The sequence below is a fragment of the Noviherbaspirillum autotrophicum genome (assembly GCF_000818395.1).
GTDB lineage: Bacteria > Pseudomonadota > Gammaproteobacteria > Burkholderiales > Burkholderiaceae_D > Noviherbaspirillum > Noviherbaspirillum autotrophicum.
On sequence record NZ_JWJG01000028.1, the window covers coordinates 2,921,278 to 2,941,008 of the forward strand.

Sequence of the window (19,731 nt, forward strand, 5' to 3'; positions counted from 1 at the left end):
TTCTAGTCCACCCACGCCACCATGCCGCTATAGGCGGTGGCAAGGATAATCACGCCGAACACGATGCGGTACCAGGCGAACGCGGTAAAGTCGTGCGAGCTGATGTAGCGCAACAGCCAGCGCACGCAAAAGAAAGCCGACACGAAGGCGGCGATGGTGCCGACGCCAAACAGCGGAAAATCGGCGGCCGACAGCAGCGCGCGCTCCTTGTACAGCGAATAGAAGGTGGCCGCGAACAGGGTCGGGATGGCGAGGAAGAACGAGAATTCGGTGGCGGCCTGGCGCGACAGCCCGAACAGCATGCCGCCGATAATGGTGGCGCCGGAGCGGCTGGTGCCGGGGATCAGCGCAAACGCCTGCGCGCAGCCGACCTTGAACGCATCGAGCGCGGTCATTTCATCCACCGAGTAAATGCGCGCGGCAGTCTTCGCATTGCCGTTGCGGCGCTCGACCCACAGGATGATTAGGCCGCCGACGATGAAGGCAGCCGCTACCGGAATCGGGGCAAACAGGACTGCCTTGATTTTCTTGTTGAGCAAAAAGCCCAACACGGCCGCCGGCAAGAAGGCAATCGCCAGGTTGATCGCGAATTTCTGCGCCTTGGCATCGCTGAATAGCCCGGCAAGCACGTTGGCGATCCGGGTGCGGTATTCCCAGCACACGGCGAGCATGGCGCCGGCCTGGATGGCGATTTCGAATACCTTGATCTTTTCACCGGTGAAATTGAGCAGGCTGCCTGCCAGGATCAGGTGTCCGGTCGAGGAAATCGGCAAGAACTCCGTCAAGCCTTCCACGATACCCATGATGAGCGCTTTGAGCGCGAGAATGCCATCCATGTTTGATGCGTTGATAACTATTGAGGAAAACAATAAAAACCCGCCGGTTACGCGGGTCGTGGGCCGCAAGGAAGTCCTTATCTGGCGGGCTCAAAGGTTACCACGAGACCATTCGGCTTGGTGGTGATTTTCGTCGGGAAGAAGTTGGTGCCGCCGTAACGGAAGTCGTTTGGTTGAAAGGTGTACAAGGGCATGTCCGCGAGCAGTTGCTCGGCCACCAAGGCACCGACGCGCACGATCTTATTGGCAAACGGCGAATCGAGTCCATTCACTGCGAAATTTTCCACGCGCGGCTCGGCCAGCACCAGCGCGTTGCGCGACGGATCCACCCGCAATTGCCCGGAAATCGCCAGGCTGCCGGTCCACGCCTGGTTCGAGAAAGGCGGCGCAATCGAGGTATCCATGCTGGTCAGGATGCGGTTGGTGTTCGGCTGCAGCGAAACGCGCGGATTGGTAACGCGCACGTCGAGCAGTTCAAGATAGCGATTGTTGAAAGGGAAACGGTTGGCAATCGCATCCTGCAATTTCGCCAATGGAATTTCGACATCGCGCTGGCCCACCAGCGAAGCACAGGAGGTCAGCATCAGCAGCGCGGCCAGCCACAGCCATGGCACAAATCTTCTTTTCATGTTCAGCTCCAAACGGTTCAAGTCGAAGTCAGCTTTTCCAGCCGCTCCAGGAAAAACATGGCGTGCTCCCGCGAGTTGCCGCACATCTCAGGCGATGGCTGTAGACTCTCGCATACCGCCGGGCGCCCCGGCTTGCCGAAAATCAGGCATTGATTGGCATCGTCGAGCTGGATGCAACGCACGCCGGCAGGCTTCCCTTCCGGCATGCCTGGAATTGCGGAGGAAATCGAGGGCGCGATGCAGCAGGCACCGCATCCGGAACGGCAATCACTCATAACGCAAGGCCTGGATAGGCAGCATCGACGCTGCCTTGTGGGCCGGAAAATAACCAAAGAAGATGCCGATGGCGGCAGAAAACCCGACCGCCAGCACCACCGATTCCGGCGACAGGCGTGTCGACCAGCCGGCGAAGGCCCCGACCAGCCAGGAGCCGCCCACCCCCAGCACGATGCCGAAAAAGCCGCCGATCAGCGACAGCGTGACGGCTTCGACCAGGAATTGGGTCAGGATATCCCGGCCCTTGGCGCCGACCGCCATGCGCAGGCCGATTTCGCGGGTGCGCTCGGTGACCGACACGAGCATGATGTTCATGATGCCGATGCCGCCGACCAGGAGCGACACCGATGCCACCGCCGCCAACAGCAGCGTCATCACGCGCGACGAGGCTTCCTGCGCCTGCAGGATTTCGGTCAGGTTGCGGATCGTGAATGCATCTTCCTGCCCCGGCTGGGTGCGCTGGCGCTGGCGCAGCAGTTCGCGGATATGGTCTTCCGCATCCTTCATGTTGGCGCCTTCCCGCACCTTCACCTGGATGGTGCCGACGCGGCGCAGCTTGCCCTGGGTATTGCCGAACAGGCGGTTGCGCGCGGTCGACAGCGGCACCATGATCACATCGTCCTGGTCCTGGCCGAGCATGCTCTGGCCCTTGCGTTCCAACAGGCCGATCACGACAAACGGTACGTTGCGGATGCGGATCGACTGGTCCACCGGGTCCATGTCGCCAAACAGCTGGCGTGCCACGGTCTGCCCGATCAGCGCCACCTTGGCCGAGCCCGACAGCTCGGCCGGCTCGAACATGCGGCCTTGCGCCAGCGGCCATTCGCGCGCCTCGAAGTAGTCGGGCGTGACGCCGTAGATCTGGGTCGACCAGTTGTTGTTGCCGGACACGACCTGGCCGCTGCCGCGATTGGTGGGAGCGGCAACCTGCACTTCAGGCACTTCTTTTGCGATCGCGAGCGCGTCGTCCTCGGTCAGGTTCTGGTTCGCGCCGGCGCCAAGCCGCACGCCCGACGCCATGGTGGAGCCGGGAATGATGATCATCAGGTTGGAGCCCAAGCTCTTGATCTGCTCCTCCACGCGCGCCTGCGCGCCTGCGCCGACGGCGATCATCGTGATCACCGCCCCCACCCCGATAATGATGCCAAGCATGGTCAGGATGGAGCGCAGCTTGTTGACGCGCAGTGCATGGAGCGCAATGCGAAACGTGGCAAGCAGATTCATGCGGTTTCTCCGACGCCGCCCATGCCCGTCAGCTGCGCCTGCGCGTCCTGCGGCGGATTGGACACGTCACTGATCACGGCGCCATCGCGAAAGGTAATGATGCGCGACGCGAAGGCGGCGACATCAGGCTCGTGCGTGACGATCACGATGGTCATGCCTTGCCGGTTCAGCCGCTGCAGCAAGGCCATGATTTCGATGCTGGTGCGCGAGTCGAGCGCACCGGTCGGCTCGTCCGCGAGAATCAGCGCCGGATTGTTGGCGAGCGCGCGCGCAATCGCGACCCGCTGCTGCTGGCCGCCGGACAATTGCGCCGGATGGTGATCCATGCGCTCGCCAAGACCCACTTCGCGCAGGCACTGCATCGCGCGCGCCTTGCGCTCGGCGGCGGGCAGGCCGGCGTACAGCAGCGGCAATTCGACATTGTCCAACGCGCTGGTGCGCGGCAGCAGGTTGAATTGCTGGAACACGAAACCGATGCGTCTGTTGCGGATCACTGCCAGTTCGTCGGCAGGCAGGGCCGAGATGTTCTCGCCGGCCAGCAGGTACTCGCCGGCGCTCGGCGAATCGAGGCATCCCAGCAGGTTCATGAAGGTCGACTTGCCCGAGCCGGAGGCGCCCATGATGGCCACGAATTCGCCTTCATCGATCGTGACAGACACGCCGCGCAATGCGCGCACCGTGGTGGCGCCCATCACGTATTCCTTCGTCAGGCCGGCGGTCTGGATCAGGTGCATCAGAACATCCTCGGCCCGGGCACCTGTTGCAGTCGCGCCGCGCCCGCGGATTGGACCGTGCCGGTAACGATTTCCATGCCTTCTTTCACTTCCGGCGAGATCACTTCCGTCGCGCTGCCATCGGTCAGGCCGAGGCGCACATTCAGCGCGCGCGGCTGCCGGTGTTCGTCAAGCGTATAGATACGTCCGCGTACGCCGCCGCTGCGACGCTCGTCGCTTTCGGCAATGATCTCTTCATATTTCTTTTTCTGCTCGGGCGTGAGCATTTCCATGATTTGCGCGCGCATTTCGCCCCGGTTGCGCTCGGCCAATTTCTGGCGTTCGCCATCCGGCGCGTCGCGCAGCGCGGCGAACTTGTCGCGCATGCCGGCAAAAATCGCGTCCAGCCTGCTCTTCTGCGCGTCGGTGAGCTGCAAGTCCTTCTCGAGCCGTTCGCGCAGCGCGCGCAACTGGCCGCCACCCGCCTGCGCAGTGTTCGCATTGCGCGGCGCTTCCGCAGATTGCGCCGGCTTGTCGTTCGCGCCGGCCGGCTTGAAGCGCAGCGCGGCATTGGGGACCTTGAGCACATCGTTGCGGGTGTCGGTGATGATCCGCACATTCGCCGTCATGCCCGGCAATAACACCTTATTCGGATTCGATGCGCTGATTACCACCGTGTAGGTGATGACGTTGGACACGTTCTGCGCCGACTTGCGGATCTGCTTGACGCTGCCCTCAAAGCTTCGCCCGGGGAAGGCGTCGACGGTAAACGTCGCCTTTTGTCCGGGGCGCACGCGGCCGATCTCGGCTTCGTCGATGGCGGCGTCGACCTGCATGTCGGCCAGGTTTTCGGCGATGACGAACAGTTCCGGCGCCTGCAGGCTGGCGGCGACCGTTTGTCCCCGTTCGACGCTGCGCTTGATCACCACGCCGTTGACCGGCGCCTTGATCGCGGTGCGTTCCAGGTCGATCCTGGCCTGTGCCAGCGCCGCTTCGCGCTGCTTGACCACGGCTTGCGCATTACGCGCATTGGCGACGGCCACGGCAGCCTGGGCGCGCGCCGTATTCACCTGCTGGGCCAGGGCATTGAAGGTGGCTTGCGCCTTGTCCCGGTCGGCGGAAGCGATAAAGCCTTTCTCGACCAGCTGCTGCTTGCGTTCCAGGTCGCGCTTCGCGTCAGCCATGTTGACTTCCGCTCGCGTCACTTCGGCGCGCTGCGCCTCGATGTTTGCCTGCTGGGTCAGCACCTGCGAGCGGGCCGCGTCGACGTCGGCCTGCGCCTGCCGCACCCTGTACTCGAAGGTCTCCGGATCGATGCGCGCAATAAGCTGCCCCTGCTTCACTTCGGAATTGAAGTCGACCAGGATCTCTTTCAGCTGGCCGGAAACCTGGGAGCCGACCTGCACCGACACCACCGGGTTGAGCGTGCCGGAGGCGGAAACGGCTGCCGTGATGCTGCCCTTTTCGATCTTCGCGGTCTTGTATTCCGGCGCTGCGTTCGTCTGCGACCACATGCGCATGCCGAATCCCGCAAGCACCACCACTGCGGCGGCGGCCAGCCAGATCCACCACTTTCTTATAAAATTCATAACAAACCGGAGTAGATTGACGAACCGGTCGATTCTACTGGTTATCGCCGGTAACTATTTATCAATTTGTAGCAACACAAGCGTACCCGCCGCCTTGTGTTGCTTTGTCTCTCGTCTTGACGCTGCGGAAATTGGCGCATATATTACTGACTCGTCAGTAAGTTATTTACGCTAAATTACCCCCACATGACCTGTCCCTTCAAGAGCAAACCGCGCTGGACGCGGCGCAAGGATGCACGCCCGCAGGAACTGTTGGCGGCGGCGCTGGATTTATTCGTCGAGCGCGGCTACGCGGCTACCCGCCTGGAGGATGTGGCGGCGCGCGCCGGCGTTTCCAAGGGAACGCTGTATTTATACTTCACCAATAAGGAAGAGCTGTTCAAGGCGGTGGTGCGCGAGAACGTGGTGCCGGTGCTGGGAGAAGCGGAAGGAATGATCAGCAGTTTCGAGGGTTCTACCGTCGAACTGTTTCGTGAAATCATACTTGGCTGGTGGGATCGCATAGGCAACACCAAGTTGTCGGGCATCAGCAAGCTGATGATGGCGGAATCCTGCAACTTCCCGGAAGTAACGCAGTTTTATCACGATGAAGTGATTTCACGCGGAAATGCAATGATCGCGCGCATGCTGGAGCGCGGCATCGAGCGCGGCGAGTTCCGCGACATCGACGTGACCCAAGCCACCAGCGTGGTATGCGCGCCGATGCTGATGCTCATGCTATGGAAGCATTCCTTCAGCGCTTGCCGGATTGAGCCGCTCTCGCCGGAAAGTTACCTGAACAGCTTCATTGACCTGTTGTTGCACGGCCTGCGCAAGGATATCCAGGCGTCGGCCCCTGCTCCTCAATCGAACGGATAACCCATGCTGAAACGCCGTGCTTTCTGGATCATTCTTGTCGTGTGCCTGGCAGTGGCCGGGGTGGCCGGCGCCATACTGAAAAAGCAGCGTCAACAGAATGCCGCTCCGCAGTCCGCGGCTTCTGCGGGCAACGTGCTGGAATTTCTGCCGACCGACGTGACCCAGGCGAAGAGCCACGACCTGCGCCAGCTGCTACCGTTGTCGGGCGCGCTGCGCGCAGTCAACCAGGCTGCGGTCAAGGCCAAGGTCGCAGGCGAAGTGCGCGAAGTGCTGGTGCGCGAAGGCGAGCCGGTCAAGGCCGGCCAGGTACTGATCAAGATGGATGTCGCGGACTACCAGGCGCGCGTCGACCAGGCCAGGGGCGCCTTGATGGCAGCGCGCGGCCAGCTCGACATCGCCGCCAAGACGCGCGACAACAACAAGGCCTTGCTCGGCAAGGGCTTCATTTCCAAGAACGCGTTCGACAACGCGGAAAGCCAGTATGAAATCGCGCGCGCCAACGTCGAGTCGGCCCGGGGCGCGCTCGACGTCGCCCAGAAGGCGCTGACCGATACCGTCATTCGCGCACCGATTTCCGGCCTGGTCAGCAGCCGTACCGTCCAGCCGGGTGAAAAAGTGTCTGCCGACAATCGCCTGCTCGACGTCGTCGACCTGAGCCAGATGGAACTGGAAGCGGCAGTCCCCGCTGCCGACATCATGAATGTCGCGCCCGGCCAGGAAGTTCAGGTCAGGATCGAGGGCATGCCGCAGCGGCTGGTCGGCAAGGTGGCGCGCATCAACCCCGCGACCCAGGCAGGATCGCGCTCAATCATGGTCTACGTGAAGATCGACAATCCGCAGAATGTGCTGCGCGTGGGCATGTTCGGCGAAGCGCAGCTGACCGTCTCGAAAAAGGAAAACGTCTTGACGGTGCCGCAGGCAGCGGTCCAAAACGACGCCGGCAGCACCTATGTGTACGCCATCGAAAACGGCAAGCTGGCGCAAAAACCGGTCACGCTCGGCGCCCGCGGCGACGACGGCGAAGGCGCCGCCGTCGAGGTGTTGAACGGACTGCAGGACGGCGCGCAGATCATCAAGACCAACCTCGGCAGCCTGCGCTCCGGCGCAACGGTCAGGTTCACCCAGACCGGCAATCCGGCCGCGCCGGTAACAGCAGCCGTGAACGACGCGGCGCACTAGATCGACACGCCAGCGCGATAGCCGTCTCACGACGATAAACAGAGCACTCAAGATACGCGCGCAAGCGCCGGAGAAAAATCAGCATGTGGTTTACCCGCATCAGTATCGGCAATCCCGTCCTCGCCACCATGATGATGCTGGCCTTCGTGGTGCTGGGCTTGTTCTCTTACAAGCGCCTGCAGGTCGACCAGTTCCCGGACGTGACGTTTCCTGTGGTGGTGGTGCAGACCGACTATCCGGGCGCATCGCCCGAGACGGTCGAATCCGACATCACGCGCAAGGTCGAGGAAGCGGTCAACACCATCAGCGGCATCAACAGCCTGACCTCGCGCTCCTATGAAGGTTCGTCGGTGGTCATCATCGAATTCGTGCTGACCGTCGATCCGGCGCAGGCCGCGCAGGACGTGCGCGAGAAGGTGGCGCTGATCAAATCCGCCTTCCGCAAGGAAGTCAAGGAACCGCGCGTCACGCGCTACGATCCGGCCAGCCAGCCGATCTTCTCGATTTCGGTCAGCAACGATCCCAAAGCCAAGCAACGCAGCATCCGCGAACTGACCACGATCGCCGACCAGGTCGTCAAGAAGCGCCTGGAGAACGTGCGCGGCGTGGGCTCGGTAACGCTGGTGGGCGGCGTCAAGCGCGAAGTCGACATTTACGTCAAGCCGAACGAAATGGAAGCGCTCGGCATCGGCATCGATCAAGTGATCAATGCGGTGCGCAACGAAAACCTGGAGCTGCCGAGCGGCGCGATCCGTTCCTCGGCCAATGAGCAGGTGGTGCAGATCCAGGGCCGGGTGAAAAACCCCGAGGATTTCGGCCGCATCATCGTCACCCGCCGCGGCGGCCAGCCGGTCACCCTGTCGCAGATCGCCACCGTGGTCGACGGCCAGGAAGAACAGGAAAGCCTAGCGCTGTTCAACGGCCAGCGCACGCTGGCGCTCAACATCCTTAAGGCGCAAGGCGAAAACACAATCGCCGTGGCCGACGGCATGCAGGCGGCCATGAAGGAGCTCGAGCCGACCCTGAAGGCGCTCTACCCGGGCGTGAAGCTGGACGTCATCCGCGACAGCTCTCGCCAGATCCGCGTTGGCGTCGAGAACGTGCGCCGCACCCTGATCGAGGGCGCGCTCTTGACCGTGCTGATCGTTTTCCTGTTCCTCAATTCCTGGCGCTCGACGGTCATTACCGGCCTGACGCTGCCGGTGGCGCTGATCGGCACCTTTCTGTTCATGTACGTGTTCGGCTTCACCATCAACATGATCACGCTGATGGCGCTGTCGCTGTGCGTGGGCCTGTTGATCGACGATGCGATCGTGGTGCGCGAAAACATCGTGCGCCATGCCGGCATGAAGGTGCATGGGCGCTACAAGGATCACAAGACGGCTGCGCTGGAAGGCACCGCCGAGATCGGCCTGGCGGTGATGGCGACGACCTTCTCCATCGTCGCCGTGTTCCTGCCGGTCGGCTTTATGGGCGGCATCATCGGGCGCTTCTTCCACCAGTTCGGCGTGACGGTCACCGCGGCGGTGCTGATCTCGATGTTCGTGTCGTTTACGCTGGACCCGATGCTGTCGTCGATCTGGCCGGACCCGGATGCGCACGGCGCCGGCCATCGCCGCAACACCTTGTACGGCAAGACCATCGGCCGCGTGCTGGAGCAGTTCGAGCGACTGGTGCAATGGCTGTCGGATGTTTATCAGGTGTTGCTGAAATGGTCGCTCAAGCATCGCGGCAAGACGCTCGGCATCGCGCTGGCGACCTTCGTCGGCGGCTGCGCCATTCCGATGACCGGCCTGATCGGCTCCGAGTTCGTGCCGCAGGCGGATTACTCGGAAACGGGCGTCATGTACTACACCCCGGTCGGGTCATCGCTTGAATTCACCGAGAGCAAGGCGCGCCAGGTGGAAGCGGTGCTGCGCGAATTCCCGGAAGTACGCGACCTGTACACCTCGATCAACACCGGCACGGTGCAAGGCAAGAATTACGCAACGACCTACGTGCGGCTGGTGCCGCGCGCCGAACGCAAGCGCAACACCTACGAAATGGGCATTCCGCTGCGCAATCGCCTCGCGCAAATCGCCGGCATCACTGTCACCCATATCGGCTCGCTGGAAGGCGTCGGCGGCGACAATAAGCAGATCCGCCTGTCCCTGCTCGGCACCGATCTCGACCAGCTGGCCAAGCTGTCGGCCGAGGCGCAGCGAAAGATCCGCGCCATTCCCGGCGTAGTCGACCTCGATTCCAGCCTGAAGCCGAACAAGCCGACCATTTCGGTCACGCCCAAGCGCGACCTGGGCGGTGACCTGGGCGTGGGTGTGGCGCAAATCGGAGGCGCGCTGCGTCCGCTGTTGGCGGGCGAAGCGGCCAGTTCCTGGCGCGCGCCGGATGACGAAAACTACGACGTCAACGTGCGCCTGGCGCCGAGCGACCGCAGCGGCATCGACGACTTGTCGCGCCTGATGCTGTCGAGCAGCCAGACCAATACCGACGGCACGCCGAAGATGGTACCGCTGCGCCAGGTTGCGAACATTGAGCCGTCCACCGGCGCCAACCAGATCAACCGGCGCGATCTGCGGCGCGAGGTCGAACTGTCGGCCAACGTGGTCGGACGTTCCGCCGGACAGGTCAGCGCCGACATCAAGGCCGCGCTCGACGCCATGAACTGGCAGCCCGGCTACCGCTACCAGATCGGCGGATCGGCCAAGAACATGCAGGAGTCCTTCGGCTATGCGCTGTCGGCGCTGGCGCTGGCGATCATCTTCATCTACATGATCCTGGCCTCGCAGTTCTCCAGCTTCCTGCAGCCGGTTGCGATCATGTCGTCGCTGCCGCTGACGCTGATCGGCGTGTTCCTGGCGCTGATGTTCTTCCGCTCCACGCTGAACCTGTTCTCGATCATCGGTTTCATCATGCTGATGGGTCTGGTGACGAAGAACGCGATCCTGCTGGTCGATTTCGCGAACCAGGCCAGAAAGGCCGGCGCCGAGCGCGCCGCCGCGCTCCTGGAAGCGGCGCACGTGCGCTTGCGCCCGATCCTGATGACCACGCTGGCGATGGTGTTTGGCATGGTGCCGCTGGCGTTCGGGATGGCCGAAGGCTCCGAACAGCGCGCGCCGATGGGCCAGGCGGTGATCGGCGGGATTATCACTTCGTCAGTACTGACGCTGGTGGTGGTGCCGGTGATGTACACCTATCTTGACGATTTTGCAGCATGGGCGCGCCGCAAATGGCGTGGCAAAGGGCACAACAGTGAGCTTGATCCGGGTCATGGCGGTCAGGTAATTGCAATGCCACAAAGCAAGAACAACGAGTCCGTTTGATAAAATACCGGGTTTGTTCCCTTAACCCGTTGAGTGCCGAAATGAATATCGAAAAAGCCCGTTTCAATATGATCGAACAGCAGATCCGTCCGTGGGACGTGCTGGACCCGGAGGTTCTGGAACTGCTGGTGGTGGTCAAGCGCGAGGCCTTCGTGCCGCAGGAGCACAGGAACCTGGCGTTCATGGATACCGAGATCCCGCTGCCGGGCGGAGAATGCATGTTCACGCCGAAGCTCGAAGCGCGCATCCTCCAGGAGATCGGCGCCAAGAGGCACGAGCACGTGCTGGAAATCGGTGCCGGTTCGGGCTATATGGCAGCGCTGCTGGCGCACAAGGCACGCCATGTAACGACCGTCGAGATCTCCCCGGAGCTGAAGGCGATGGCACAGAAAAACCTGGCCTCCTACGGCGTGACCAATGTCGACGTCGTGCTCGGCAACGGCGCGCAGGGCTGGACCAATCCGGGTACCAAGGAACCGTACGACGCCATCGTGATTTCCGGATCGCTGCCGGTGCTGCCGGATAGCTTCCTCAAGCAGATCAAGGTTGGCGGCCGCATCTTCGCCATCATCGGCGAGCCGCCCGTGATGTCCGCGCAGCTCATCACCCGCACTTCGGAGACCGCGTACAACACCATCAAGATTTTCGAAACCAACGTCAAGCCGCTGCGCGAAGCGCTGGCCCCGTCCCATTTCGTGTTTTAAGGATTAGGCATGCAAACGTTGACAGCACCGGAACTGGCCGCTTGGCTCGCCGATAAATCGCGCGACAAGCCGGTGCTGCTCGACGTGCGCGAGCCGTGGGAATTCCAGACCTGCCATATCGCGGGATCGCTGCCGATCCCGATGCACTCCATTCCGGAGCGAATGCAGGAGCTGGACGAGGATGCGACTGTTGTCTGCATCTGCCACCACGGCGCGCGCAGCATGTCGGTGGCCGCCTTCCTGGAACGGAACGGCTTCACCAATGTGATCAACCTGACTGGCGGCGTCCACGCTTGGGCGCTGCAAGTGGACAGCTCGATGCCGACGTATTAACCCTTTCAAACAACACTCCAACGGAGAACCCTGATGCGCAAATCCCTTGTCGCCACGCTCATTGCTGGCACTTTCCTGACGCTGAATGCACATGCAACCGATTTGCTGCAGGTGTACCAGGAAGCGCTTGCCAACGACGCGCAGTACGCCAGCGCGCGCGCGGCACTGGCTGCCGGCCAGGAAAAGACGACGCAGGGACGCGCCGGGCTGCTGCCGACGATTGGTGCGTCCGGCAGCTATGGCCGTACCGGAGTGGATGCCAATGTCGGCGGAGTCGACCGGCCGCACACCAACTTCACCAGCAGCGGCTATACCGTGGCACTGTCGCAACCGCTGTTCCGGGTGGCGAATTGGGAGCAATACCAGCAGGGCAAGCTGCTGGTGGCGGTCAGCGAGGCTCAGTTCGGGCAGGTGCAGCAGGACCTGATCGTGCGCGTGGCGCAGGCCTACTTCGATGTTTTGGCGGCGCAGGATGCACTGGGATCGGTGCAGGCCCAGAAGACGGCCATTACCGAGCAGCTGGCGGCAGCCAAGCGCAACTTCGAGGTCGGCACTGCCACCATCACGGATACCCATGAGGCGCAGGCGCGATTCGACCTGGTCGTGGCGCAGGAAATCGCAGCGCAGAACGACCTGGAAATCAAGCGCACCGCACTGCAGCAGATCATCGGCAAACCGGCGGCCGACTTGGCGCCGCTGCCGGCCAGCGTAAAACTGAACGCGCCGGAGCCGGTCAGCATCGACAAATGGGTTGACAGCGCGGAGCGCCAAAACTACGGCGTGGTCGGGCAGCAGCTCGCGCTGGAAGTCGCCCAGCGTGAAATCAAACGCAACCGGGCCGGCCATTACCCGACCGTCGACTTGGTGGCGAGCCGCAATCACAGCAACAACGCCTCGCCCACCACCCTTGGCACCGTCAGCAACAGCAACACCGTTGGCGTGCAGTGGGCGATTCCGCTGTTTGCCGGCTTTGCCGTCGACAGCAAGGTGCGTGAATCGATCGCGCTCGAAGACAAGGCGCGCGCCGACCTGGAAAACGCCCGCCGCGTTGCCGTCCAAGGTGCGCGCCAGGCTTTCCTCGGTGTGAACGCGGGGCTAGCCCAAGTCAAAGCGCTGGAAGCGGCGGAAGTGTCCAGCAAGTCGGCACTGGAATCGAATCGCCTCGGCTATCAGGTTGGCGTGCGCATTAACATCGATGTGCTGAACGCGCAGCAGCAGCTGTATTCGACCCAGCGGGACTTGTCGAAGGCGCGCTACGACACCATCGTCAACAGCCTGCGCCTGAAATCCGCCGCCGGCACGCTCGGCGAAGACGACCTCGTCCAGATCAATTCGCTGCTCAAGCACTGATTCGCGCCGTGCCCTCCTGCGTAACGCTGTTGCGCAGGAATGCCGCAATGCGCTCGGGCGTGCCCGGTTCGGCGAAGTAATAACCCTGCATGATGTCGCAGCCGGCCTTGCGCAGGAAATCGAGCTGCTGCTCGGTTTCCACCCCCTCCGCCACCACCGACAGGCCCAGGCTGTGCGCCATTGCGATGATGGCGGTGGTGATCGCTTCGTCGTCGCCGTCGCCGGGAATGTCGCGCACGAAGGTGCGGTCGATCTTCACCTGATCGATCGGGAAACGCTTCAGATACGCCATCGATGAATAGCCGGTGCCGAAGTCGTCGATCGACAGCCGGATGCCTTCGGTCTGCAGGTTCTGCAGCAGTTCGACGTTGGCGTGGACGTTTTCCATCAGCACGGTTTCGGTAATTTCCAGCTCGAGCTGGCCGGGCGACATGCCGGCCTCGCGCAAGGCGTCGATGATGTCCTTGATCAGCTGGCCGTCCTTGGTCTGCCGCGCCGACAAGTTCACCGATACATGCACATCTCCCAGCCCCGCCGCGCGCCATGCCGCCACCTGCCTGCAAGCCTCGCGCAGGGCCCAGCGCCCGATCGGCACGATCAGCCCGCTCTCCTCCGCTACCGGGATGAATTCTGCCGGGCTGATCAGGCCGAGCTCCGGGTGGTTCCAGCGCAGCAGCGTTTCCAGGCCGACCAGGCGGCCATCCTTTAGGCTGAACTGGGGCTGGTAATACAGCATCAGCTCGCCCCGCTCCAGCGCCTTGCGCAGATTGACTTCCAGCGACAGGCGCTTTTGCACCCGCTGGTCGAGCTCCGGACGGAACAGCTCGAATGCATTCTTGCCCCCGTTCTTGGCCTGGTACATCGCGGTATCGGCGTTGCGGATGAGCGTCTCGATGTCGCGCCCGTCCTGCGGATAGGAGCTGATGCCGATACTGGCGGTGACGTAGATGTCATGCACGTCGACATCGAAGGGCTCGGCCAGGGCGGCGAGAATTTTCGCCGAGATGACGGCGCCTTGCGCTCCGGCGTCCGACTCGAGGATCACGGCGAATTCGTCGCCGCCGATGCGGCAGATCACATCGACGCTGCGCAGGCACGCGATCAGGCGCTGCGCGACCAGCTTGAGCAGCCTGTCGCCGCATTGATGCCCCAGCGTGTCGTTGACGATCTTGAAATTATCGAGGTCGAGCAGCAGCAGGCCGACACTGCCCCCCGCCTGGTCGACGCGCGACAGCGCGGACAGCAGGCGTTCGTTGAAGGCGTGCCGGTTCGGCAGGCCAGTGACCGGGTCGACATGCGCCAGATAGTGCAAATGTGCCTCGGCACTCTTGACCCGGCGCCGCATGCGCCGCACCAACAGGTAGGCCGCGGCAAGCGAGCTGAGCGCGATCGACAGAGTCAGCACGACATAGCCGACCAGCCGCGCGTACAGCCGCTCCAGCCCGGCACGCACCACGACATAACCGATATGGATGTCCTGGGAATCCACATACCGCACCAGTTCCAGGCGGCTGAAGCCAAACCGGTGGCCAGCCTCCAGCAAGGCGGGCGATGGCGGTGCCACCGGCGCGGCGCGGCCGCGCGTATATGAAGCCAGCTGCCGCCCACCAAGGGTAAATATTCCGGCCGCCTGGACGCTGGGCGACGCGGCCAGCGCATCCAGCGTTTCCGTCCCCGCCCTGCCGTCGTTGAACAGCAGCGCCGCGACGCTGTTGTCGCTGACGATATGTGCCTGCACGCCGAGATCCTCGACCATCGCACTGCGCAGCAACAGGAACTGGAACACGATCAGCAGTACGCTTGCCACCAGCAGCGCCGTGGCAGCGCTGGCGAGGTTGGACAGCGTCAGCCAGCGTCCCAGACCGGCGGTGGCGATTGTCTCTGGCGTTTTCATCGCACCATGCGCGCCAGGCGCAGCAATTTGGAACTCAACACCAGCCCGGCCTGCCGGGCCGCACGCGTGTCGATATCGAACACAACCCGGTTGCCGTCCATTGACAGCGCGATGACAACCTTGTCCCGATCGATCTCTTCATCATCCGCAATGGTAAGCACGCCGCTGCCCAATCCTTTCTTGATAGTCGCCCAGCGCTCCTTGTCTGCAACGTCGAGAAACACCACATGGCAAGTTCGCAGGTTGCCCCCAGCGGCAAGGCTGCGCACCGCGATCTTGCGGCCCCTGATAGATCGGTCGCTCATGCCGATCAGGGGCGCCCGCAGCGCGCTGCCGGGATTGACGCAGATATTGAGCGTGCCGCCCTCGTAGGACGTATCCGCCGGCCAGTCAGTAAACAATGCGAAGTTATACACGAATGCCGCCTTCAGATCATATTCCTGCACCGTCTGCGCTGCGGCCGACCCGATCGGCAGCAACAGCGCTGCCATGAAGCACCGTATGATCCGCCATCTCGTCCACAATGCCATGGGCATCAGAAAGCCGCGCACAGCTTGAGGCGAAAGCTGCGGCCGTCCTGCCGGATCGCGTCCTGCGCATGTTCCACGGAGCCGGGGTCGGCATAGCCGCGGTCGAACAGGTTGTAGACGCTGACGGAGACTTCCATCCCGCGCGCCAGCCGCAGCGATGACAGGGTCAGGTTGGCCAGCCAGTAGCCGCCGGCCGAGCCTTGCCGGGTCAGGCGGCGGCCAACGTACTGCGCTTCCGCGCCGGCCCACCAGGCAGTGCTCGGCAGCGGCGCGGCTAGATTGAACTTGGCCAGATGGCGCGGCGAATTGACCAGGGTTGCGCCGGTCGAATCGTCCTGCGCCTGCTGCCAGCTATAGCTGGTGCGCAGCTTGGCCCCGCCGCCCCATGCCTTTTCCAGCTCCAGCTCCAGCCCGCGCGCAGTGGCCTGGTCAACGTTGCGGAACACTGCCAGGTTGTCAGCCGGATCGATGGTCTGGGAAATCAGGTCGCTGACGCTGTTATGGAAAGCCGATGCGGTAATGCGCGTATCGGCGTTCAGGTAATGCTCGACAATCAGTTCTCGCGTGCGGATGTTCTCCGCCTTCAGCGCGGGGTTTGCCTTTTGCCCGCCTTCTCCCTGCACCTGGTAGTACAGCTCGTAGGCATTGGGCGCGCGGTAAGCCGTGCCGTACACCGTCTTGACCGTGGTCGAGGGCGCCAGCTTGTACATCAGCGCAAGGCGCGGATTGTAGGCGCCGCCTGCGGTGGAATGGTGGTCGTAGCGCAAACCGGCGTTGAGCAGCAGGTCGTCACGCAGGATGATTTCATCTTCCAGGTAGACCCCGGCACGGATGCCGCTGCGGCGGTCGTCGAGGTTCAGCGCATACGGCTCGACATTGAAGTTGTACTGATCGCGCCGGTAGTCGCGCTGGTATTCCGCTCCCGCCACCAGCTTGTGGCGCGCAAAATGGGTGCTGACCAGCTTCGCCTCGCCGCCCCACCAGCGCGCACGCGCACCGTCGCGGTTCACCGTCAGCGGCGGGTAATCGTAGATGTAATCGCCCTGGTAGCTGCTGCTCCCCCAATACACTCGCGACGACAGCTCCGCCTGTTCGGATAGCGCTCCGGCATAGTTCGCGTCGACGGCACTTTGGGTGTCGACGGTGTGCGATCGTGGATCATTGAACACTTGGGAAAACGATGCGGTCGGGATGCCCTTGCTGCGTTCGCCGTGCGACGCGGTGATGCGGATCGCGCCGACCGATCCCTTCGCAAACACGCTTTGCACGCGGTCGAAGTCGAGCCTTCTTGCGACGCCGTTGTTCTGGGCGGGCGTATCGAATTCGGGAAAGTACAGGTCTTGACCATCGGCGCGGTAGGAGCTTGCCGACAGCAAGAACTCCCTGTCGTCGTCATGCCAGCCATAGCTTGCGCGCGCCTTGCGCGCGCCATAGCTGCCGGCCTCGACGGCGCCGCGCGCCCCGCTCATGTTGCGGCCGCTCTTGGTGATGACATTGATCACCCCGAAAAAGGCATTGGAGCCGTAGATCGATGAGCCGGGGCCGGGAACGAATTCGACGCGCTCGATCAGGTCGACATCGAGCGTGAATTCAGTGCCGATGGCCGCCTGGTCGTACACCACGTCGTTGGCACGATAGCCATCCACCAGCAGCAGGAAGCGTGTGTTGTAGTCGCCGGGGCGCAAAAAGCCGCGTGCGCCGAGATAGCTGTAGTTGCGGTCGTTGTTCAAGTACAGCCCGCGCATGCTGCGCAGGATGTCGGCCAGCGTGCGCCAGCCGAAGACCCGGATATCCGAGGCGGTGACCACCGACACTGCCGATGGCGCATCGCTGACCTTTTGCACGAATTTCGACGCGCTGTAGACTTCGAGCGTGAGGAGCTGCTCCATCGGCAGCGAGGCGAGGTCGTGGTCGTCGACCGCGGCGCCGGCAGGCGAGCACATGTACAGGCCGAGCGCCAGGGCGCAGCAACGGGCGACATCCCGCTTGATCCGCTTCGCGCAACAGATAGATTTGCCCGCCATGTCGACGACCCTAGCTCGGTATGGCGATCGTCCCCTGCTCCCAGGGCGCCATGAATGAATGACAAGATGCACATCAAAAAGATGTCTATTGGCAACATTCTACCCAAGCTGGGAAGCCAAGCGGCTGATTTTTTAGCTGCGCCGCACAACGCGCGGGGCGCAACCGGCGCAGCTCGCTCAGGCGCGCGTCACGGGCGTACGTGGTTGCTTGCGCAAGGAAGGGGCGTAACGCAGGGTGTCGAAACAGGCGTCGATCAGCCTTTCGGCATTGCCGTCGAGGTTGAAGCTGTCGGGCGCGAACAACCAGTTGTTGAGCAATCCATCCACCGCCGCATGCAGTGTCACGCCTGCCAGGCGCACATCGAGGTCGGCGGGAAGCTGCTCCCTTGCGATCGCGTTGCGCAATATGCGCTCGATATTTTCCATTCCCTGCAGGTGGCACTCGCGCTGCCGGATCACGATCGGGTCGCTTTCGTCGACGAATTCGCACTTGTGGAAAATGATGTCGAACACCTTGCGCGAATGCGGATTGCGCACGGCTTCATGAAGCACGAATAAGCAGGTATCGCGCAGCTTGCCCAGCGGGTCGGGCTCGACATCCTCCGCGCCGGCTTCCACCATCGATTCCATCGGCAGCCGCACCCGCTCGCACATGGCGTCGAATAAATCGCTCTTGTTCTTGAAATGCCAGTAGATCGCGCCCCGCGTCACGTTCGCTGCCTGCGCCACTTCGGCCAGCGAGGTTTGCACCACGCCTTGTGCGTGAAACACGTTTTCCGCAGCGTCGAGAATCCGGTTGCGTGTTTCGAGCGCTTCTTCCTTGGTAGATCGGGCCATGATAAATCGTTGCGAATGTGAAAACGGTCAAACTACGGTAGAGTCATATTCCCGTGGAGGGGGGCATCCAACATACATCCATGCATGTATGTATAATACCAGCCTTCCTCCTTCAAGAAGAATAGAGCTGCATTAAGCGCCGCGTCCGGAGTTGCCCGCTCCCGTGCCTGTTGCGTTGCCATGCCGCCCGATCGCGACCCGATTCAATTACTGTGCGAGATACCATGAGTTCAATTCGTCCTATTCCCCATATTGCCGCAGCCACCCTGATGCTGGCATCGCTGGCTGCGTGCGGCGACAAGATCCCGAATGCGCAAGCCCAGGGCGCCGGTATGCCGCCGCCGGAAGTATCGGTGACGACCGTGCAGCCGGAGCGCATCGTGGTCACCAACGAATTGCCAGGACGGGTCGAGGCCACGCGCATCGCGCAAGTGCGCGCGCGCGTGCCCGGCATCGTGCTCAAGCGCGTTTTCCAGGAAGGCAGCGAGGTCAAGGCCGGCGACGTGCTGTACCGGATCGACCCGGCACCGTTCCGGGCGACGTACAACAGCGCGGAGGCGGCCCTGGCCAAGGCGCAGGCAAACCTGGCGCAGGCCACGCTGAAGATTCAGCGCTACAAGCCGCTGGTCGAAACCAACGCCATCAGCAAGCAGGAATACGACGACGCCCTGACGGCGCAAAAGCAGGCAACCGCCGACGTCGCCGCCGCCAAGGCAGCGCAGGAGACCGCCCGCCTCAACCTTGGCTATGCGACCGTCAACGCCCCCATTTCCGGGCGCATCGGCCGCGCCCAGGTGACCGAAGGCGCACTTGTCGGCCAGGGCGAAGCGACCCCGCTGGCCACCATCCAGCAGCTCGACCCGATCTACGTGACGCTCTCGCAGTCCAGCGCCGAACTGCTGCGCCTGAAGCAGGCGATGGCAAACGGCCAGCTGAAAAGCGTCGGCAAGGACCGCGCGACGGTCACGCTGGTCACCGACGACGGCCGCGCCTATCCGCATCCGGGCAAGCTGCTGTTTTCCGACGTATCGGTAGATGAAACGACGGGCGCGGTGTCGCTACGCGCGATCTTCCCCAATCCCGACCGTTTCCTGCTGCCCGGGATGTACGCGCGCGCGCGCATCGAACAGGCAGTCGACGAACAGGCGCTGACCGTGCCCCAGCAGGCCGTGACACGCTCGGCAGATGGTTCGGCGGTACTCGTCGTGGGCCAGGACGGCAAGGTCATGGCGCAGCCGGTGAAGACCGGCGGAGTGCAAGACAACAAGTGGATCATCACCGACGGCTTGAAAGCCGGCGACCGCGTGATCGTGGAAGGCCTGCAGAAAGCCAAGCCGGGCGCAACCGTCAAGCCGATGCCATGGAAAGCACCGGCCGCAGCCGGCCAGGCCGGAAGCGCGCCTGCCTCTGCAGCGCAAAAGTCCTGATTAAGGAA

Annotated in this window: 17 protein-coding genes; 7 read left to right on the plus strand and 10 right to left on the minus strand. The window is 62.8% G+C overall.

The features are described 5' to 3' along the window. Positions 1-2: 2 nt before the first annotated feature. The 6 genes from TSA66_RS14740 to TSA66_RS25645 all read right to left on the minus strand — a co-directional run bounded on the left by TSA66_RS14740 (position 3) and on the right by TSA66_RS25645 (position 5,267). Positions 3-836, minus strand: a complete 834-nt coding sequence (locus TSA66_RS14740; RefSeq protein ID WP_040040531.1) for an undecaprenyl-diphosphate phosphatase — start codon at positions 834-836, stop codon at positions 3-5. A gap of 77 nt (positions 837-913) precedes the next feature. Then, entirely contained in the window at positions 914-1,465 is a 552-nt protein-coding gene (locus TSA66_RS14745) for a DUF1439 domain-containing protein (RefSeq protein WP_040042614.1), read from the minus strand. Positions 1,466-1,482: 17 nt separating this feature from the next. Further along, complete coding sequence (locus TSA66_RS14750) at positions 1,483-1,740, minus strand: YkgJ family cysteine cluster protein (RefSeq protein ID WP_040040532.1); 258 nt, start codon at positions 1,738-1,740, stop codon at positions 1,483-1,485. Next, a complete protein-coding gene (locus TSA66_RS14755; protein WP_040040533.1) occupies positions 1,733-2,965 on the minus strand; it encodes an ABC transporter permease in 1,233 nt (410 codons plus the stop codon). The genes TSA66_RS14750 and TSA66_RS14755 overlap by 8 nt, the downstream gene beginning before the upstream one ends. Then, positions 2,962-3,699, minus strand: coding sequence for an ABC transporter ATP-binding protein (locus TSA66_RS14760; protein WP_040040534.1), 738 nt, complete (start codon positions 3,697-3,699; stop codon positions 2,962-2,964). The genes TSA66_RS14755 and TSA66_RS14760 overlap by 4 nt, the downstream gene beginning before the upstream one ends. Beyond that, positions 3,699-5,267: an efflux RND transporter periplasmic adaptor subunit gene (locus TSA66_RS25645; RefSeq protein WP_052452339.1), complete on the minus strand. Its 1,569-nt coding sequence runs from the start codon at positions 5,265-5,267 to the stop codon at positions 3,699-3,701. The genes TSA66_RS14760 and TSA66_RS25645 overlap by 1 nt, the downstream gene beginning before the upstream one ends. A 186-nt stretch (positions 5,268-5,453) precedes the next feature. On the opposite strand from TSA66_RS25645, the gene TSA66_RS14770 reads away from it, so the two are divergent. The 6 genes from TSA66_RS14770 (at position 5,454) to TSA66_RS14795 (ending at position 13,011) form a co-directional block, all read left to right on the plus strand. Then, positions 5,454-6,125: a TetR/AcrR family transcriptional regulator gene (locus TSA66_RS14770; RefSeq protein ID WP_040040535.1), complete on the plus strand. Its 672-nt coding sequence runs from the start codon at positions 5,454-5,456 to the stop codon at positions 6,123-6,125. Positions 6,126-6,128: 3 nt separating this feature from the next. Further along, positions 6,129-7,304 (plus strand): efflux RND transporter periplasmic adaptor subunit, encoded by a 1,176-nt coding sequence (locus TSA66_RS14775; RefSeq protein WP_052452340.1) that lies wholly within the window; start codon positions 6,129-6,131, stop codon positions 7,302-7,304. An 83-nt stretch (positions 7,305-7,387) separates the two neighbouring features. Continuing rightward, positions 7,388-10,624, plus strand: coding sequence for an efflux RND transporter permease subunit (locus tag TSA66_RS14780; protein WP_040040536.1), 3,237 nt, complete (start codon positions 7,388-7,390; stop codon positions 10,622-10,624). Between the two features lie 41 nt (positions 10,625-10,665). Further along, a complete protein-coding gene (locus TSA66_RS14785; protein WP_040040537.1) occupies positions 10,666-11,328 on the plus strand; it encodes a protein-L-isoaspartate O-methyltransferase family protein in 663 nt (220 codons plus the stop codon). 9 nt (positions 11,329-11,337) lie between these two features. Continuing rightward, on the plus strand, positions 11,338-11,661 hold the full coding sequence (locus tag TSA66_RS14790) for a rhodanese-like domain-containing protein (protein WP_040040538.1): 324 nt from the start codon (positions 11,338-11,340) through the stop codon (positions 11,659-11,661). Positions 11,662-11,694: 33 nt separating this feature from the next. Continuing rightward, the gene (locus tag TSA66_RS14795) at positions 11,695-13,011 is read left to right on the plus strand and encodes a TolC family outer membrane protein (protein ID WP_040040539.1); all 1,317 of its coding nucleotides are present in this window, start codon (positions 11,695-11,697) and stop codon (positions 13,009-13,011) included. Here the strand turns inward: TSA66_RS14795 and TSA66_RS14800 are convergent. The 4 genes from TSA66_RS14800 to TSA66_RS14815 form a co-directional block, all read right to left on the minus strand. Continuing rightward, positions 13,001-14,905 (minus strand): putative bifunctional diguanylate cyclase/phosphodiesterase, encoded by a 1,905-nt coding sequence (locus tag TSA66_RS14800; protein WP_052452341.1) that lies wholly within the window; start codon positions 14,903-14,905, stop codon positions 13,001-13,003. The two genes, TSA66_RS14795 and TSA66_RS14800, sit on opposite strands and share 11 nt — an antisense overlap. After that, the gene (locus TSA66_RS14805) at positions 14,902-15,396 is read right to left on the minus strand and encodes a YfiR family protein (protein ID WP_052452342.1); all 495 of its coding nucleotides are present in this window, start codon (positions 15,394-15,396) and stop codon (positions 14,902-14,904) included. The genes TSA66_RS14800 and TSA66_RS14805 overlap by 4 nt, the downstream gene beginning before the upstream one ends. Before the next feature lie 44 nt (positions 15,397-15,440). Next, positions 15,441-17,459, minus strand: coding sequence for a TonB-dependent receptor plug domain-containing protein (locus TSA66_RS14810; protein ID WP_052452343.1), 2,019 nt, complete (start codon positions 17,457-17,459; stop codon positions 15,441-15,443). 177 nt (positions 17,460-17,636) lie between these two features. Continuing rightward, the gene (locus tag TSA66_RS14815; protein WP_040040540.1) at positions 17,637-18,296 is read right to left on the minus strand and encodes a TetR family transcriptional regulator; all 660 of its coding nucleotides are present in this window, start codon (positions 18,294-18,296) and stop codon (positions 17,637-17,639) included. Positions 18,297-18,520: 224 nt separating this feature from the next. On the opposite strand from TSA66_RS14815, the gene TSA66_RS14820 reads away from it, so the two are divergent. Further along, positions 18,521-19,723, plus strand: coding sequence for an efflux RND transporter periplasmic adaptor subunit (locus tag TSA66_RS14820; RefSeq protein WP_040040541.1), 1,203 nt, complete (start codon positions 18,521-18,523; stop codon positions 19,721-19,723). Positions 19,724-19,731 lie beyond the last annotated feature (8 nt).

Coding starts and splice junctions, on each gene's coding strand:
- TSA66_RS14740 (WP_040040531.1), bottom strand. CDS start 836: ATGGATGGCATTCTCGCGCTCAAAGCGCTCATCATGGGTATCGTGGAA.
- TSA66_RS14745 (WP_040042614.1), bottom strand. CDS start 1,465: ATGAAAAGAAGATTTGTGCCATGGCTGTGGCTGGCCGCGCTGCTGATG.
- TSA66_RS14750 (WP_040040532.1), bottom strand. CDS start 1,740: ATGAGTGATTGCCGTTCCGGATGCGGTGCCTGCTGCATCGCGCCCTCG.
- TSA66_RS14755 (WP_040040533.1), bottom strand. CDS start 2,965: ATGAATCTGCTTGCCACGTTTCGCATTGCGCTCCATGCACTGCGCGTC.
- TSA66_RS14760 (WP_040040534.1), bottom strand. CDS start 3,699: ATGCACCTGATCCAGACCGCCGGCCTGACGAAGGAATACGTGATGGGC.
- TSA66_RS25645 (WP_052452339.1), bottom strand. CDS start 5,267: ATGAATTTTATAAGAAAGTGGTGGATCTGGCTGGCCGCCGCCGCAGTG.
- TSA66_RS14770 (WP_040040535.1), top strand. CDS start 5,454: ATGACCTGTCCCTTCAAGAGCAAACCGCGCTGGACGCGGCGCAAGGAT.
- TSA66_RS14775 (WP_052452340.1), top strand. CDS start 6,129: ATGCTGAAACGCCGTGCTTTCTGGATCATTCTTGTCGTGTGCCTGGCA.
- TSA66_RS14780 (WP_040040536.1), top strand. CDS start 7,388: ATGTGGTTTACCCGCATCAGTATCGGCAATCCCGTCCTCGCCACCATG.
- TSA66_RS14785 (WP_040040537.1), top strand. CDS start 10,666: ATGAATATCGAAAAAGCCCGTTTCAATATGATCGAACAGCAGATCCGT.
- TSA66_RS14790 (WP_040040538.1), top strand. CDS start 11,338: ATGCAAACGTTGACAGCACCGGAACTGGCCGCTTGGCTCGCCGATAAA.
- TSA66_RS14795 (WP_040040539.1), top strand. CDS start 11,695: ATGCGCAAATCCCTTGTCGCCACGCTCATTGCTGGCACTTTCCTGACG.
- TSA66_RS14800 (WP_052452341.1), bottom strand. CDS start 14,905: ATGAAAACGCCAGAGACAATCGCCACCGCCGGTCTGGGACGCTGGCTG.
- TSA66_RS14805 (WP_052452342.1), bottom strand. CDS start 15,396: ATGGCAGCGCTGTTGCTGCCGATCGGGTCGGCCGCAGCGCAGACGGTG.
- TSA66_RS14810 (WP_052452343.1), bottom strand. CDS start 17,459: ATGGCGGGCAAATCTATCTGTTGCGCGAAGCGGATCAAGCGGGATGTC.
- TSA66_RS14815 (WP_040040540.1), bottom strand. CDS start 18,296: ATGGCCCGATCTACCAAGGAAGAAGCGCTCGAAACACGCAACCGGATT.
- TSA66_RS14820 (WP_040040541.1), top strand. CDS start 18,521: ATGAGTTCAATTCGTCCTATTCCCCATATTGCCGCAGCCACCCTGATG.